This window comes from Streptomyces flavusporus (assembly GCF_046267975.1).
Taxonomy (GTDB): Bacteria; Actinomycetota; Actinomycetes; order Streptomycetales; family Streptomycetaceae; genus Streptomyces; species Streptomyces flavusporus.
Map to the genome: position 1 here is coordinate 5,901,030 of NZ_CP176503.1, position 15,043 is coordinate 5,916,072.

Below are 15,043 nucleotides of genomic sequence, written 5' to 3' on the forward strand. Positions count from 1 at the left end.
ATCCAGCTATGGGATTCCCATGACAGGCTTCCCTCAACTGTTTCGATCGCTCTTCGAGGAGTTGAGGACGTGATCAGCTACATGGAGCGCATGGCTCGTTGGCTGCGGAGAGTCGCCACGGTCTCGGGCCGGCACCGGGCGGATCGGCTGCCGGTGGTGCGGCTTCCGTCCCTCCCGCAGTACGAGCGACCCGCGCCGCCTCGCCCCATCCCCGCCCCCACCGTCCGCCGCTGGTACACCCCCATCGACGGCGCGGAAAGCCCGCTCGTCCGCCCCTACCTCACCGCCCACGAGCGCGAGGAGAAGGCCCGCCTCCAGCGCCTGCGCCGCGACACCCTCTGGTGCGCCACGTACGGCGTCGACCTCGACACCTGTGACATCCACGCCGTACTGGGAGCGGCGTCATGAGTGAGGAAGCGGACCGCGTACGACTCCTGCCCTGGACCGGCGCACACGGTCAGCCCTGTCTGCTGCTCACGGACGGCGACGGCGGCCCCGCCTCCCGGCTCGCCGACCGGATCGAGGACGTGCAGCTCGGGCTCGCGGAGCGACTGCTGGGGCGTGCGCGTGAGGTGCTTCCTGGGTGTGGCTCACGTGGTGGCGCGGAATTCGCCGGTCTCGCCGATCAGTTGGCGGACGCGCTCCAGGACGTGTTGCTCATCGCCGTATCGCGGGGTGCCCTGCTCGCCAGGGATCGGCGGGCCCGAGGGGGCTGGCCGGCCTCCGCGTCGTTGCCGACTGTCCTTTACGACGCCCTGGCGCACAGCCCCACCGAATCCCGCGCATTCGGTCTGCTCACACTCCGCGGTCGCGACCTCACCTCCGCAAGCGCCGCCCGGCGCTACGTACGCGAGACGGCCCGGTCGTGGGGTCTGCCGGCCGGTACGACGGACGATCTGGAAACGATCACCGGAGAGCTCGTCGCCAACGCGTTGGAGCACACCGACAGCGACACCATCACGGTCACCTGTGCTCTCACCTCCCGGATGGTCACGATCAGCGTCACCGACGAGGGCAAGGGGTACTCGCCGATGCCGTCCCCGGGCACGGCAGGGCTGCCAGGCCTGGAGCAGGAGCACGGCCGCGGACTGCTGATCACCGACGCACTGGCCGGCCGGTGGGGAACGCGGCGGGCGGGTAGGGGGCTGACCGTCTGGGCCGATGTCGTCGTCGCTGGTGCGGAGGCTGCCGGATGACCGTGCCAAGGACGTGGGCCTGCCCAGGAGCCCGAAGAGTCCTGACGTCACTCTTTGTGATGACGATCATCGATTCCGGCGGCTACCGTGGACGGGCAGGCCGAGAATCCGCCCATGGGAGGAATCATGACCGCCGAGCCCCTCGCCGAGCCGACCTCCGAGCCCGGCTGCCGCTGGCCGGTGCCGCCCCGGGACGGATACACCGTGGACGATCTGTTCACGTTGCCCGACCTCCCGCCGCACACCGAGCTGATCGACGGGAGCCTGGTCTTCGTGAGTCCGCAGCGCCGCTTTCACGCCAAGATGATCGAACTGCTGCTGAACGGCCTGCGTCGGACGGTCCCGAAGGAACTGAAGGTCGAGCGCGAGATGACCGTCGTCCTCGACCGCCGCAACGGCCCCGAGCCCGACCTCTCCGTCGTTCGCACCGAGGCCGTCGTCGACGACCTGGAACAGACTCGCTTCCAGGCCGCCGACGTCCTGCTCGCCGTCGAGGTCGTTTCCCCGGACTCCGAAGCCCGTGATCGCGACACCAAGCCCCACAAGTACGCCGCCGCGGGCATCCCGCACTACTGGCTCGTCGAGCTGGGGGGTGCGAACAAGCATCCCGTGGTCCGAACCTATGAACTCGACCCCGTGTCCAAGACCTACGACCTGACCGGCACTCACCGCGACCTGCTCAAGCTCAGTGCGCCGTACGACATCGACATCGACATCACCCTGGACGCTCTCAGGGAACTCTGACAACTCACCCCCTGACAGGGGTTTGCTCAGCCGTAACGCGCGTGGGGGACTGCCAGCAAGCCCCACAGATGTTTACGTGGTGTTGGACATTCCGGGATGACCGTCACGGAGGTGTGCGCCATGGCTGACGCCGCGCCGCGGCTGAAGGGGCTGCTCGAACAGGTGCTGGGAACTCCGATCCCGGTGCGCATCCGCGCCTGGGACGGTACGCAGGCGGGCCCGCCGGGCGCGCCGGTGATCGTCGTACGTAACCGGCGGGCCCTGCGCCGGCTGTTGTGGAAACCGGGCGAACTCGGACTCGCCCGCGCCTGGGTCGCCGGGGACGTCGATGTGGACGGTGACCTGTACACCGCCCTCGGCCTGCTCGCCGGGCTGATCTGGGAGCGCGATGAGGACGCCCGCGGTCTCCGTGAGGCGCTGCGCGAACCCGAGGTGCGCGCCGCCGTCCGCGGCCTGGTGCGGCTGGCCGGGCCCGCGTTGCCGCCCGCCCCGCCCCGGGAGGAGGTCCGCAGACGCCGTCATCTGCACACCCGGCGCAGCGACAGGCGGGCCATCAGCCACCACTACGACGTCGGCAACGACTTCTACGAGCTCGTGCTGGGCCCGTCCATGGTCTACTCGTGCGCCTATTGGGAGGACGCCGGCAGCACGCTCGAACAGGCCCAGCGCGACAAGCTCGAACTCATCTGCCGCAAGCTCGCCCTGAAGCCGGGTCAGCGGCTTCTCGACGTCGGCTGCGGCTGGGGCTCCATGGCCATCCACGCCGCCCGCGAGCACGACGTGAGCGTCGTCGGCATCACGCTGTCGCAGGAGCAGGCGGCGTACGCCCGTAAGCGTGTCGCCGACGAGGGGCTCACCGACATGGTCGAGATCCGGGTGCAGGACTACCGGGACGTCGGCGACGGGCCGTACGACGCGATCTCGTCCATCGGCATGGCCGAGCACGTCGGCGCCCAGCGCTATCTGGAGTACGCCGACGTCCTGCACCGCCTCCTCAAGCCGGGCGGCCGGCTGCTCAACCACCAGATCGCCCGCCGCCCGCAGCGCGAGGAGTCGACCTACCACGTGGACGAGTTCATCGACTCCTACGTCTTCCCGGACGGCGAGCTCCAGCCCATCGGCAGCACCGTCACCCAGCTAGAGCGGGCCGGCTTCGAGGTGCGGGACGTCGAGTCGATCCGGGAGCACTACGCCCTCACCCTGCGCCGCTGGGTCGCCAACCTGGAGGCCGACTGGACGCGCGCGGTCAAGCTGACCAGCCCCGGTCGCGCCCGCGTATGGCAGCTGTACATGGCGGCGTCCGCGCTGTCCTTCGAACGCAACCGCATCGGCGTCAACCAGGTGCTGGCGGTCAGAACGCCCGAGTCCGGCGCCTCCGGGATGCCGCTGCGGGCGCGTACCTGGAACGCCTGACGGACAGACCCCAAGGGCCCCGCCTCCCGGAGGAAGCGGGGCCCTCAGCGTCGTACCGAATCCTCGACCGCTATTCGGACTTGATCGCGCTGAGCATGTTCAGGCGGGCCGCGCGGCGGGCCGGCCACAGGGCCGCCAGGACACCGACCGTGGCCGCGAGGAGCAGGAAGACGGCCATCCGGGTCCACGGCAGGACCAGTTCGTACGTCGCCATCGTCGACGCCAGCAGTTCACCGGCCGCCCAGCCGAAGAACACGCCCAGGCCGATGCCGAGTACACCGCCGAACAAGGAGATCACCAGGGACTCCAGGCGGACCATCCGCTTGATGCCCTTGCGGTCCAGGCCGATCGCGCGGAGCATGCCGATCTCCTGCGAGCGCTCGAAGACCGACATGGCCAGGGTGTTGATGACACCGAGGACCGCGACGATCACCGCCATGGCGAGCAGGCCGTACAGCATGTTCAGCATCAACGTGAACATCTGGGCGATCTCGTTGGAGATGTCCTTCTTGTCCTGGACCTTGATGGCCGGGTTGGAGCCGAGGGCCTCCTCCAGCCGGTCCTTCGTCGCGTCGGACGGGCCGTCGGACGTCTTGACCATCACCTGCATGTCGGTCGGCTCCGCCACATGCGGGGTGAGGGTCGCGTTGTCGAGCATGATGCCGCGGATCATCTCGTTGCCCTCGTAGACCCCGGCCACCGTCAGCTGCTGCTTCTTGCCGTCCTCGAACGAGGCGGTGAAGGTCGAGCCGGCCTTCCAGCCGTGCGACGTGGCGGTGTCGTCGTCCACGACGACGTCCGTGCCGCCGACCTTGAAGCTGCCGTCGTCGACCTTGAGCTCGGTCAGCTCGCCGATCGTGCCGCCGGTGACGCCGGTGAGGTACTCGGTCTCGCCGGCGATGCGCGCGGGCGCGTTGCGCAGCGGGCTGGTGGCGGTGACGCCGTCGGTGGCCTTCAGCTTCCGGTCGACGTCGGGGGAGAGGGTGTTGCTGTTCGCCATGGAGACGACGTAGTCCGCGCTGAGCGCCGACGAGGCCATCTTGTCGATCGACTGCTGCAGACTGCCCGCCATCACCGTCATGCCGGTGATCAGGGTGAGGCCGATCATCAGGGCGGAGGCGGTGGCGGCGGTACGGCGCGGGTTGCGCACCGAGTTCTGGCGGGCCAGCTTGCCCGACACCCCGAAGATCCGCAGCACCGGAGCCGCGGCCGCGATCAGCGGGCGGGACAGCAGCGGGGTCAGGATGAACACGCCGATGATCAGCAGCACCGCGCCCATTCCCATCGGGGCCTGGCCGTCCGAACCGTTCATCGTCGTCGCCGCGAGGATCACGGCGACGCCGGCCGCGGAGAACAGGGCGCCGATCGTGTTGCGCAGCACCAGCGACTTCACGGTCGCCTGGGCGTGCACGCTGCTCATCGCCGCGACCGGCGGGATCTTGGCCGCCCGTCGGCCCGGCAGCCACGCCGCCAGCATGGTGACCAGGACGCCGACCGCGAGAGCGGCGCCGATCGTGCCGGGAGAGATCACCAGCGGCCCGTCGGGGACCGTGGCGTCGAGCGCGCCCATCAGGGAGCGCAGTCCGGCGCCGATGCCGACGCCGGCGATCAGGCCGGTCACGGCGGCGACCGCGCCCACCACGAACGCCTCGATCAGCACCGACCGGGTGACCTGCTTGCGCGAGGCACCGACCGCGCGCAGCAGCGCCAGCTCCTTGGTGCGCTGGGCGACCAGCATGGTGAAGGTGTTGGCGATGATGAACGTGCCGACGAAGAGCGCGATGCCCGCGAACACCAGCAGGCCCTGCTTCAGACCGCTCATCGACGAGGCGATCATCTCCGCCTGGTCGTCGGCGAGCTGCTTGCCGGTGGTGGTCTCGACGACGTCCTTCGGCAGCGCCCTGTCGAGTTCGGCCTTCAGCGCGGCCTGGGTGACGCCCGCCTTCGCCGTCACGTCGATCTCGTCGTACGTGCCCGTCTTGCCGAACAGTTGCTGGGCGGTGGCGGTGTCGAAGAGGGCCAGGCTGCCGCCGGCGGCGACATTGCCGTCGTCGGTGGTGAAGATGCCGGTGATCTTCGGGGTGAGGACCGGGCCGTCGACCGAGAGGCGCAGGCTGTCGCCCACCTGGTAACCGGCGCGCCGCGCGGTCTCCGAGTCGATGGCGATCTCGTCCTTGCCGTGCGGGGCGGCGCCGGACTTCAGCGGGTACCGGGGGTCCTTGTCACCCCAGTAGTTGCCGCCCTGCGACTGGAAGCCGCCGCCGATGAGCTTGCCGTCCTTGTCGGCGATGGCGGTGAAGCCGGTCACGACACCGGTGGCGGAGGCGGCCCCCGGCACCTTCGCGGCGTCGTCGAGGAGGGCCTGGGTCAGTTCGGGCGTCTTGCCGATCGTGTCACCGGTGTCCTCCCGGCCCTCGGCCGTCACGGCCACGTCGACGTGGTCGAAGCCCTTGGCGGAGCTCTTCTGGTAGGCGTCCGAGATGGTGTTGGTGAAGACCAGCGTCCCCGACACGAACGCCACGCCGAGCATCACGGCGAGCACGGTCATCAGGAGCCGGGCCTTGTGCGCGAGTACGTTGCGCAGGGCGGTGCGGAACATGGGAAGTCTCAGTTCTCAGTGGGAGGGTGAGGGGGCGTCAGCTGGTGCGGCCCTTGGCGTCGAACTGCTTCATGCGGTCCAGGACCGAGTCCGCCGTCGGCCCGTACACCTCGTCCACGATCCGGCCGTCCGCCAGGAACACCACCCGGTCCGCATACGCCGCGGCCACCGGGTCGTGGGTGACCATCACCACCGTCTGGCCCAGCTCCCGTACGGAGTTGCGCAGGAAGCCCAGCACCTCGGCGCCGGAACGGGAGTCGAGGTTTCCGGTGGGCTCGTCACCGAAGATGATCTCGGGCCGGGACGCGAGGGCGCGGGCGACGGCGACGCGCTGCTGCTGGCCGCCGGAGAGCTGGGACGGGCGGTGACCCAGCCGGTCGGCGAGGCCCACCATCCCGATGACGGTGTCGAGCCACTGCTTGTCCGGCTTGCGGCCCGCGATGTCCATCGGGAGGGTGATGTTCTCCAGGGCGGTCAGTGTCGGCAGCAGGTTGAACGCCTGGAAGATGAAGCCGATCTTGTCGCGCCGCAGCTTGGTGAGCTGCTTGTCCTTCAGGGAGCCCAGCTCGGTGTCGCCGATGCGCACCGAACCGGAGGAGAAGGAGTCCAGTCCGGCCACGCAGTGCATCAGCGTGGACTTGCCGGACCCGGAGGGGCCCATGATCGCGGTGAACTCGGCCTGCCGGAAGTCGACGGAGACCCGGTCCAGGGCGACCACCTGGGTCTCGCCCTGTCCGTAGATCTTCGAGAGATCCGTGGCGCGTGCGGCCACGGCGGTGGCCCGGTCGGCGACGGGTGTGGTGGTCACGGAAAGGTGCTCCTGTCGGACGACGGTGTGGGGATGCGATCCATCGTCTCGGCCGTACGGCGCCCTGTAGTCACCCCCTGTTCCGGTTCCGAAGGCAGACTGCGGTCGGGCCGTGGGTGCCGGTGTCATACCTGGGGATGACGGGCGACCCCGAGGGGACGCCGCGTCGAGCCCGGTGCGAAGGCCGGTGCGAAGGCCCAGTGCGAAGGCCTTGTCGAGAACGGGTGGATCCCCCTCGTTCGGGCGGTGAAATTCCGTCATTCCGCATGCGCGGCCGACTGTCGCACGCAAGGCTATTGGCAAGTGCTGACGGCGCTTACCCAGTGCTGATGCACCCTCAGGCGTCAATAAAATAAGACAACATCGGCCCGTGCTTCCGCTGTTCGGGGGAAGCGTCCCGATAGGCTCGGAACCTCGATGCGGAGCCCATGGCCTGCCCGGATGGTGGAATGCAGACACGGCGAGCTTAAACCTCGCTGCCCCTTGCGGGCGTACCGGTTCAAGTCCGGTTCCGGGCACTTCCGCCTGCACGACGTCCGGGCGAGAGCCCCCGCTGTCCCTCCCCCATGATCGGACGCCGGTCGGGCTGCACCCGGGGCGGTGAGCGGGGAGTATCGGTGGTGAGGGTGGTGTGAGCCGGCGCGCTCCCCCGAGGCGTCGACGCCGTTCGCCGCCCGGCATCCCAGTGGAGGGAGCCGACCATGAGAATGCCCGGTGAGCGTATGCGTACCTCCGCCGACAACAGCGCACGCCCCGCGCCGCGGGGGGGGGGGGGGTGAGCGCGGGCGATGTCGGCATACTCCTGCTGCGCCTGGCAGTGGGTCTGATCCTGGCGGGCCATGGAGCCCAGAAGCTGTTCGGCTGGTTCGGCGGGCCGGGCCTGGACGCCACGGGCAAGTACTTCGCCGAGCTCGGCTACGAACCCGGCGCCTTCTTCGCCGGACTGGCGGGCCTCTCCGAAGTCCTCGGCGGGCTGGGCCTGGCCGTCGGCCTGCTGACCCCGCTCGCCGCGGCGGCCGCGATCGGGGTCCTGATCAACGCGATGGCGGTCGCGCCCGAAAAGACACTGTGGTCCGCCGAGGGTCCCGCCTTCGCCTACCCCATGACCTTTGCCGTCGCCGCGCTCACCATCGCCGCGGTGGGCCCGGGGCGTCTGTCGCTGGACGTGCTCTTCCCCTGGCGGGACGGTGGGTGGCTGTCGGCGGCGTTCGCGCTGGTCCTCGGTGTCGTCGGGGGAGTTCTCGTCGTCGTTCTGGCGCGGTAGCTCTCCCGGCCCTGCTCCTTTCACAGGGGCCATCGCGGGCTCCTGCTCCTTTCCTCGGTGGCTTTCAGCGCGGGACCGTTGACACTCGGCGGGCAGGGGCGGAGACTCATGAAACAGAATGGTGAAGTAATTTTCACTATGCGAACCAGCGTCTGGATGACGCGGCAAAGACGCCCACCCGAAGGGAACGCCCGATGCGCACCACCGTCGGCATCATCGGAGCCGGCCCCGCCGGCCTGCTCCTCGCGCGGCTGCTCCACAACGCCGGTATCGAATCGGTCGTCCTGGAGAGCCGGGACCGTGCGTACGTCGAGCGGCGGCAGCGGGCCGGGATCCTGGAGCAGGGAACGGTGGACGTACTGCGTGCGGCCGGGGCCGCGGAGCGCATGGACCGGGAGGGGCTGCGGCACGACGGCATCGAACTGCGCTTCGACCGCCGCCGTCACCGCATCGACTTTCCCGCCCTGACCGCCGGGCGCTCCGTGATGGTCTACGCCCAGACCGAGGTCTGCAAGGACCTCATCGCCCTTCAGCTCAAGGAGGGCGGTCCGTTGCTGTTCGAGGCCGAGGCGCTCGCCGTCGAGGGGGCCGAGAGCGAGCGGCCGTGCGTGCGCTTCCGGTACGAGGGGCGCGAGGACGTCCTCGAGTGCGACTACGTCGTCGGCTGCGACGGGTTCTGGGGTGTCTCCCGTTCAGCGGTGCCGGCCTCCCTGTCCCGGGTCTTCGAACGGACGTACCCGTTCGGGTGGCTCGGTGTCCTCGCCGACGTACCGCCCTCGCACGACGAGCTCGTCTACGCCCGCCACGACCGCGGCTTCGCTCTGCTGTCCATGCGCTCCCCGTCCGTCTCCCGCCTCTACCTCCAGGTGCCCGAGGGGACCGACGCCGAGGACTGGAGCGACGACGAGATCTGGGCGGAGCTGGAGCAGCGCTTCGAGACCGCCGACGGCTGGCGCCTGGACCGCGGGCCCATCACCCAGAAGTCGGTCACGCCGATGCGTTCCTTCGTCCACGAGCCGATGCGGCACGGCCGCCTCTTCCTCGCCGGCGACGCCGCGCACATCGTGCCGCCGACCGGCGCCAAGGGGCTCAACCTGGCCGTCGGGGACGTCGTCACCTTCGCGCGGGCCCTGACGTACGAGAAGGAGACGGGATCCACCGAGCTGCTGGACGCCTACTCGGAGACCTGTCTGCGCCGGGTCTGGCAGGCCGAGCGGTTCAGCTACGACATGACGACGCTCCTGCACCGGGCACCCGACGCCACGTCCTTCGAGGAGCGGCTGCAGCTCGCCCGGCTGGCGCGGATCACCTCGTCCCGCGCCGCCGAGACCGACCTCGCCGAGGCGTACACGGGCTTCCCCCACGACTGATCAGCGGCCGGTGATCACCGGCCGGTTCCGGCCATGTTCCGAGTTCGTCATGAATGAGGCCCTCCGCTGCCGGGAATCACGGACCCGGCTAGCGTGTTGGCCAGCACGAGGAGGGAAAGATCCTCCCCAAGCACTAGGGTCATTCCTTTGCCTGTCCATTACTCTTGAGCCAAGGCTACGCAGGGTGGCCATGGAGGAGTGAAATGAGGAGCAGCAACCCGGTCTTCTCGCGACGGGGGTTCAGCCGCGACAACGGCTACGCGGGCTTCAACACCGCGCCGCAGGCCGGGGGCGCAGCTGTGGGTACGCAGGGCAACCCGTACGCGCAGCCCAGCGCCGGCAACCCCTACGCCCAGAACCCTTACGCCCAGAACCCCTACGCCCAGCAGGACCTTCAGTACGGCGCGCCGCCGCAGGCACCGGTCACCACCGACCGGATGACGATGGACGACGTCGTCATGCGCTCGGCGATGACGCTGGGCACGGTCGTCGTCGGTGCCGTGCTCGCCTGGGCCGTGCTGCCGGTGTCGTCCAGCAGCTTCGGCCTGGCGATCGGTGCCGCGCTCATCGCCTTCGTCCTGGCGATGGTCCAGTCGTTCAAGCGCACCGCCTCGCCCGCACTGATCCTGTCGTACGCCGCCTTCGAGGGCGTCTTCCTCGGCGTGATCAGCGAGATGTACAACAGCCAGTGGTCCGGCGCGCCCTTCCAGGCCGTGCTCGGCACCATGGCGGTCTCGGCCGCGACGCTGCTCATCTACAAGGCAGGCTGGATCCGCGTCACCGCGCGCTACGCCCGCATCGGCATGGCCATCGCCATCGCCTTCGTCCTGGTCATGGCGGTCAACCTGCTGCTCGTCGCGTTCGGCGTCGCCGAGGACGGCGGACTGCGCAGCATGGGCCCGCTCGGTGCGATCGTCGGCATCATCGCGATCGTGCTCGGCGCGTTCTTCCTGACCCTCGACTTCAAGCAGATCCAGGACGGCATCGCCTACGGCGCGCCCCGCAAGGAGGCCTGGCTGGCCGCGTTCGGCCTGACCATGACCCTGGTGTGGATCTACGTCGAGATGCTGCGGCTGGTCGCCATCTTCAGCGGCGACGACTGATCGACGCGGCGCGCTCCGCGGTGAGCGCGCACAGGTGAAAGGGCCCCGGGTTCCCCTCCCGGAGCCCTTCGTCGTGTCCGGTGTGTTGACGGTGGTGCGCGCTCAGAGCAGTTTGCGCGCGGCCCTCCTCAGGTCGTACTCGTGAATGATCGCCTTGGCGTGGCCGTACGCGAGATTGTGCTCGTGGCGCAGCCAGCTGACCTTCTCCTCGAACCGGAGAGCGGGGCCTTCTTCGACGGTGCGCAGCCAGTCGGCCACTTCACGACCGGTGCAGTGGGGGATACGAGCGAGCAGATTGCGATGGGTCTCCTCGGAGAAGACTTGGGACATCGGCGCCTCCGGACGCAATCGGGTGTAAGCCGGTCCTTCAGGTCACCGTGCCTGAGCGTTCGCCCGTTGGCAACAGTGCGGGAGCTGCGCGTAGTCTCGCGGCGTGGTGGATACGACGCGTCTGATCGGTGCGGTGGACCAATTTGCTGATCGGTTGAGGGCGGCGCCGCAGAGCCGGTTGCAGCGGGGCGCTGCCGCGGAGGCGCTGGCGCTGGCCCGGGCGTTGGCCCGGTGGACGCAGGAGTTGGAGGCGCCCGGGGTGGAGCCTCGGGAGATGCCGGACGCGGGGATGTTCGCGGCCGCGGATCAGATCACCGTTGCGGGGCGGGACTTGGCCGTTGTGCTGACGAGTGAGGCTGAGGTGGAGGAGGCGGTGCGGGTGGTGGGGGAGGCGCAGAAGCGGGCGGGGGTGTGAGGCTGGTTGGCGGGTGCGGGGCCGTTGTGGTTGATCGCTCCCCCCCACTCTCGGCTTCGCTCGAGCGGGGGACCCCCATCGCGGCGGAGCCGCATGTCGACGCAGCCCCGCGCCCCCAATGGGGCGCTCCCCGTGCCCGGCGTCCTCAGGCCCTGGCCGGACTCAGGCCCTGGCCGGACTCAGAAAGACGCCATGACCCTGTCCGCCAGGATGTAGACGTTCTCCTCGCCGCACGCGAACGTCAGGGTGTACGCGCCCGAGATGCCGGAGCCGCCGAGCAGGAACGGGGTCTCGCCCGAGCGCAGCGCTGCCGCCAGGCGGTCGGCGGTTTCGCGGTGGCCGGGAGTCATGCACAGGGTCGTGCCGTTGGCGAAGACGTAGACGTCGAGGGTGCCCAGCGGGCCGGGGCGGACGTCGGTCAGTTCGACGCGGGATGCGGCCAGTTCCTCGAGGGTTTCGACCGTGCGCTCATGGTCGTTCACGACCGGTGAGGCGGTCGGCGTGAAGTCCGGGTGAGAGGGGTGGCGGCGGCGGGCAGCGGCCAGCTCCGGGGACTCTCCGGCGAACTCGTCGCCTTCGGGGCTCGGCTCGGACACCGGCTCCAGCGGCTCCAGGGCCGCGAAATCGGCCTGTCGCGGAAGGAAGAGGTCGCTGTCCGTCAGGCCCAGCAGCGACGGTGCGTCGGAGACGTCACGCGCCTCCTGGGCGGCCCAGAAGGCGCGCGCCTCGGCCAGCTCCCGCTCCCGCTCCTCGGCCAGCGCCTCGGCCACGGCCGCGCGTATCTCGTCGGCATCGGCGGCCGTGCGGGCGGCGGGCACGAGGGTGCGCACGGCGGCGCGGCCCTCAGCGAGCTCGGCGTGCAGGTTCGCGACCTGGCGGCGCAGCTGCAGGAGGGTGCGCAGGACGGCGACGCCCACGGCGCCCGTGGCGGCCGTGGTGACCAGCAAGGCGATCGGCATGGGGCTCACTGACGTACTCCCGGTTCAAAGTCGACCCCCGACTTCCTACATCAGCTTGATGGGTGAACTAACCAGCTGTCAGTGCGTAACGTCACGAAACGGACAGGGAATTCTGTCTGACGTTTCTGGTGGGGATGCGCTGACCTGCGGTGATCCCTGTTGCGAGGGAGATAGGTCACATCCTGGGGGAGATTGGGTCACAAATCGGCCCAGAACCCCGGTGGTGACGAGGTTCTGGGCCGGTGGGTACCGGTGCGGCTACCCAGGGGTTCAGCTGAGGCGCTCGATGACCATCGCCATGCCCTGGCCGCCGCCGACGCACATCGTCTCCAGGCCGAACTGCTTGTCGTGCCACTGGAGGGAGTTGATGAGCGTGCCGGTGATGCGGGCGCCGGTCATGCCGAAGGGGTGGCCGACGGCGATGGCGCCGCCGTTGACGTTCAGCTTCTCCAGCGGGATGTTCAGGTCGCGGTAGGAGGGGATCACCTGGGCGGCGAACGCCTCGTTGATCTCGACCAGGTCGATGTCGTCGATGGTCAGGCCGGCGCGGGCCAGGGCCTGCTTGGACGCCTCGACCGGGCCGTAGCCCATGATTTCGGGGGACAGGCCCGAGACGCCGGTGGAGACGATGCGGGCGAGAGGGGTCAGGCCCAGCTCGCGCGCCTTCGTGTCGGACATGATGATCAGGGCCGCGGCGCCGTCGTTCAGGGGGCAGCAGTTGCCGGCGGTGACCAGGCCGTCGGGGCGGAAGACCGGCTTGAGGCCGGCGACGCCCTCCAGGGTGACGCCGGGACGCGGGCCGTCGTCCTTGCTGATCACGGTGCCGTCGGGGAGGGTGACCGGGGTGATCTCGCGCTCCCAGAAGCCGTTCTTGATGGCTTCCTCGGCGAGGTTCTGCGAACGGACGCCGAACTCGTCCATCTCCTGGCGGCTCACACCCCAGGAGCGGGCCAGGTTCTCGGCGGTCTGGCCCATCGCGATGTACGGGTCGGGGATCAGGCCGTCCTCGCGCGGGTCGTGCCAGGTGGTGCCCTCCTGCTCGGCGACCGCGGCGGTGCGGGCCTCGGCCTCGGCGAACAGCGGGTTGCGGGTGTCGGGCAGGCTGTCGGAGTTGCCCTTGGCGAAGCGGGAGACCGTCTCGACGCCGGCCGAGATGAAGACGTCGCCCTCGCCGGCCTTGATGGCGTGCAGGGCCATGCGGCTGGTCTGGAGGGACGACGAGCAGTACCGGGTGATCGTGCAGCCGGGGAGGTGGTCCATCCCCATCTGTACGGCGACGACACGGCCGAGGTTGTTGCCCTGCTCGCCGCCGGGGAGGCCGCAGCCGAGCATCAGGTCGTCGATGTCCTTCGGGTCCAGCTCGGGGACCTTGGCGAGGGCGGCCTGGATGATCGTGGCGGTGAGGTCGTCGGGGCGCAGGTCCTTGAGGGAGCCCTTGAGGGCGCGGCCGATGGGGGAGCGGGCGGCAGAGACGATCACGGCTTCGGGCATCACGGCTCCATTGGCGTACGTACGGGGTTGGCTGGGCTGGTTGGGAAGTTACCCGTACGTATGGTCTGGGTCACGCGTGTGGGTGTGTGACCCTGGCCGCAGTTTTCTAAGCGCTTGCTTTTTGGTGCGGGGCGCTGGCGCTGGCGCTGGGGTGGGGTGGGGTGGGTCGCGTGGCCCGGCGTTGCGGGGTGCCGCTGCGCCCACCCGTGCCGCCCCAGCGGCACGACTGCCCGCAGCTACGTAGGCACGACTGCCCGCAGCTACGTAGGCGCGACTGCCCGCAGCTGCGTAGACGCGACTGGCCGCAGCTGCGGCTACGAGGGTTGTGGTGCTGGCTCTGTGGCGGTTACTCGGCGGCGGCGGCGTCGTTTCAGGAGGGCCCAGGGGCCCCGGGGGCCCGTTGGCATGGCTGCTGTGACTTCCGTGCCGGCCTCCGAGGCGGCCTCGGCGGCGGCGCGGGCGACGGGGAGGTAGCCCTCGTGGCGGGTGACGTCGGGGCGCTCCTCTTCCGCCGGCCAGAGGCCCAGCGCCGCGCAGAGGGTGGGGAGGACCGCCATCGCGGCGGTGGCGTAGCCCTCGGCCGAGGGGTGGTAGTTGTCGGGGCCGAAGAGTTCGCGCGGGTTGGCGGCGAACTCGGGGCCCAGCAGGTCGCCCAGCGACACGGTGCGGCCGCCCTGTTCGACGACTCCGATCGTCTGGGCGGCCGCCAGCTGGCGTGATGCCCGTCGGGCCAGCCAGCGCAATGGTTGCTGGACCGGCTCGATGGTGCCCAGGTCGGGACAGGTGCCGACCACCACCTCCGCGCCGGCCGTGCGCAGCCGGCGTACCGCCGCCGAGAGATGGCGCACCGACTGGGTCGGCGGCATGCGGTTGGTGACGTCGTTCGCGCCGATCATGATCACGCAGACGTCGGGGATCAGGCCCGGGTCGGACAGGGCCAGCGTCACCTGGCGGTCCAGGTCGTCCGACCGGGCGCCGGGCAGGGCGACGTTGCGCAGCCGTACGGGGCGTTCCGCGACGGCGGCGAGGCCCGAGGCGAGCAGTGCGCCCGGGGTCTGGCCGACCCGGTGCACGCCCTGGCCCGCGGCGGTGGAATCGCCGAGGATGGTGAGGCGGAGGAGGGGATCGCCCTGGGTGTCGTACGTACGGCCGTACAGTCCGTCCGCGTTCGGCACACGGGGCTCCGTGCCGTTGCCCACATGGCGCCTGGCCAGCCGGACCTCGGCCAGCACCAGACCGACGACCGCGGCACCGGCCAGGCCGATACCGCCGCCGCCGTACGCCGCACCGGCCGCGATGCGCCGGGCCACCCTCGCCCTCGACATCCTCGTCATGCGTCGCCGACACCTCC

At 70.0% G+C, this 15,043-nt stretch carries 14 protein-coding genes and 1 tRNA gene; 9 read left to right on the plus strand and 6 right to left on the minus strand.

Annotated features, from left to right (window positions below):
• Nucleotides 1–69 precede the first annotated feature (69 nt).
• From ACKTSN_RS27975 to ACKTSN_RS27990, 4 genes are all read left to right on the plus strand, one after another.
• The gene (locus ACKTSN_RS27975; protein ID WP_409471634.1) at nt 70–408 is read left to right on the plus strand and encodes a hypothetical protein; all 339 of its coding nucleotides are present in this window, start codon (nt 70–72) and stop codon (nt 406–408) included.
• Nucleotides 405–1,196 (plus strand): ATP-binding protein, encoded by a 792-nt coding sequence (locus ACKTSN_RS27980; protein WP_409471635.1) that lies wholly within the window; start codon nt 405–407, stop codon nt 1,194–1,196. Before ACKTSN_RS27975 ends, ACKTSN_RS27980 begins: the two co-directional genes overlap by 4 nt.
• Before the next feature lie 126 nt (nt 1,197–1,322).
• Complete coding sequence (locus ACKTSN_RS27985) at nt 1,323–1,940, plus strand: Uma2 family endonuclease (RefSeq protein ID WP_409471636.1); 618 nt, start codon at nt 1,323–1,325, stop codon at nt 1,938–1,940.
• A gap of 120 nt (nt 1,941–2,060) precedes the next feature.
• A complete protein-coding gene (locus ACKTSN_RS27990; RefSeq protein WP_409471637.1) occupies nt 2,061–3,353 on the plus strand; it encodes a class I SAM-dependent methyltransferase in 1,293 nt (430 codons plus the stop codon).
• A 70-nt stretch (nt 3,354–3,423) separates the two neighbouring features.
• On the opposite strand, the gene ACKTSN_RS27995 is transcribed toward ACKTSN_RS27990, so the two are convergent.
• Entirely contained in the window at nt 3,424–5,952 is a 2,529-nt protein-coding gene (locus ACKTSN_RS27995) for an ABC transporter permease (protein ID WP_409471638.1), read from the minus strand.
• Nucleotides 5,953–5,989: 37 nt separating this feature from the next.
• Nucleotides 5,990–6,760 (minus strand): ABC transporter ATP-binding protein, encoded by a 771-nt coding sequence (locus tag ACKTSN_RS28000; protein WP_409471639.1) that lies wholly within the window; start codon nt 6,758–6,760, stop codon nt 5,990–5,992.
• Between the two features lie 435 nt (nt 6,761–7,195).
• Here ACKTSN_RS28000 and ACKTSN_RS28005 point away from each other — a divergent pair.
• The 4 genes from ACKTSN_RS28005 to ACKTSN_RS28020 all read left to right on the plus strand — a co-directional run bounded on the left by ACKTSN_RS28005 (nt 7,196) and on the right by ACKTSN_RS28020 (nt 10,497).
• Nucleotides 7,196–7,278, plus strand: a tRNA-Leu gene (locus ACKTSN_RS28005).
• A gap of 257 nt (nt 7,279–7,535) precedes the next feature.
• A complete protein-coding gene (locus ACKTSN_RS28010; protein ID WP_409471640.1) occupies nt 7,536–8,024 on the plus strand; it encodes a DoxX family protein in 489 nt (162 codons plus the stop codon).
• A gap of 194 nt (nt 8,025–8,218) precedes the next feature.
• Complete coding sequence (locus ACKTSN_RS28015; RefSeq protein ID WP_409471641.1) at nt 8,219–9,394, plus strand: 4-hydroxybenzoate 3-monooxygenase; 1,176 nt, start codon at nt 8,219–8,221, stop codon at nt 9,392–9,394.
• Nucleotides 9,395–9,597: 203 nt separating this feature from the next.
• Nucleotides 9,598–10,497, plus strand: coding sequence for a Bax inhibitor-1/YccA family protein (locus ACKTSN_RS28020; RefSeq protein ID WP_409471642.1), 900 nt, complete (start codon nt 9,598–9,600; stop codon nt 10,495–10,497).
• Nucleotides 10,498–10,599: 102 nt separating this feature from the next.
• Here ACKTSN_RS28020 and ACKTSN_RS28025 read toward each other — a convergent pair whose 3' ends face one another.
• Complete coding sequence (locus tag ACKTSN_RS28025) at nt 10,600–10,827, minus strand: DUF4287 domain-containing protein (RefSeq protein WP_129799881.1); 228 nt, start codon at nt 10,825–10,827, stop codon at nt 10,600–10,602.
• Nucleotides 10,828–10,930: 103 nt separating this feature from the next.
• On the opposite strand from ACKTSN_RS28025, the gene ACKTSN_RS28030 reads away from it, so the two are divergent.
• Complete coding sequence (locus tag ACKTSN_RS28030) at nt 10,931–11,242, plus strand: hypothetical protein (RefSeq protein ID WP_409471643.1); 312 nt, start codon at nt 10,931–10,933, stop codon at nt 11,240–11,242.
• 179 nt (nt 11,243–11,421) lie between these two features.
• On the opposite strand, the gene ACKTSN_RS28035 is transcribed toward ACKTSN_RS28030, so the two are convergent.
• The 3 genes from ACKTSN_RS28035 to ACKTSN_RS28045 form a co-directional block, all read right to left on the minus strand.
• The gene (locus ACKTSN_RS28035; RefSeq protein WP_409474936.1) at nt 11,422–12,201 is read right to left on the minus strand and encodes a hypothetical protein; all 780 of its coding nucleotides are present in this window, start codon (nt 12,199–12,201) and stop codon (nt 11,422–11,424) included.
• Between the two features lie 270 nt (nt 12,202–12,471).
• Complete coding sequence (locus ACKTSN_RS28040) at nt 12,472–13,692, minus strand: acetyl-CoA C-acetyltransferase (protein WP_409471644.1); 1,221 nt, start codon at nt 13,690–13,692, stop codon at nt 12,472–12,474.
• A 314-nt stretch (nt 13,693–14,006) separates the two neighbouring features.
• The gene (locus ACKTSN_RS28045) at nt 14,007–15,026 is read right to left on the minus strand and encodes an SGNH/GDSL hydrolase family protein (protein ID WP_409471645.1); all 1,020 of its coding nucleotides are present in this window, start codon (nt 15,024–15,026) and stop codon (nt 14,007–14,009) included.
• Nucleotides 15,027–15,043: the final 17 nt, after the last annotated feature.

Excerpts from the sequence above, each read along its gene's own strand:
- ACKTSN_RS28045 (WP_409471645.1), bottom strand. The coding sequence starts at position 15,026 with ATGACGAGGATGTCGAGGGCGAGGGTGGCCCGGCGCATCGCGGCCGGT.
- ACKTSN_RS28015 (WP_409471641.1), top strand. The coding sequence starts at position 8,219 with ATGCGCACCACCGTCGGCATCATCGGAGCCGGCCCCGCCGGCCTGCTC.
- ACKTSN_RS27990 (WP_409471637.1), top strand. The coding sequence starts at position 2,061 with ATGGCTGACGCCGCGCCGCGGCTGAAGGGGCTGCTCGAACAGGTGCTG.
- ACKTSN_RS27980 (WP_409471635.1), top strand. The coding sequence starts at position 405 with ATGAGTGAGGAAGCGGACCGCGTACGACTCCTGCCCTGGACCGGCGCA.
- ACKTSN_RS28040 (WP_409471644.1), bottom strand. The coding sequence starts at position 13,692 with ATGCCCGAAGCCGTGATCGTCTCTGCCGCCCGCTCCCCCATCGGCCGC.
- ACKTSN_RS28025 (WP_129799881.1), bottom strand. The coding sequence starts at position 10,827 with ATGTCCCAAGTCTTCTCCGAGGAGACCCATCGCAATCTGCTCGCTCGT.
- ACKTSN_RS28035 (WP_409474936.1), bottom strand. The coding sequence starts at position 12,201 with ATGCCGATCGCCTTGCTGGTCACCACGGCCGCCACGGGCGCCGTGGGC.
- ACKTSN_RS27995 (WP_409471638.1), bottom strand. The coding sequence starts at position 5,952 with ATGTTCCGCACCGCCCTGCGCAACGTACTCGCGCACAAGGCCCGGCTC.
- ACKTSN_RS28020 (WP_409471642.1), top strand. The coding sequence starts at position 9,598 with ATGAGGAGCAGCAACCCGGTCTTCTCGCGACGGGGGTTCAGCCGCGAC.
- ACKTSN_RS27985 (WP_409471636.1), top strand. The coding sequence starts at position 1,323 with ATGACCGCCGAGCCCCTCGCCGAGCCGACCTCCGAGCCCGGCTGCCGC.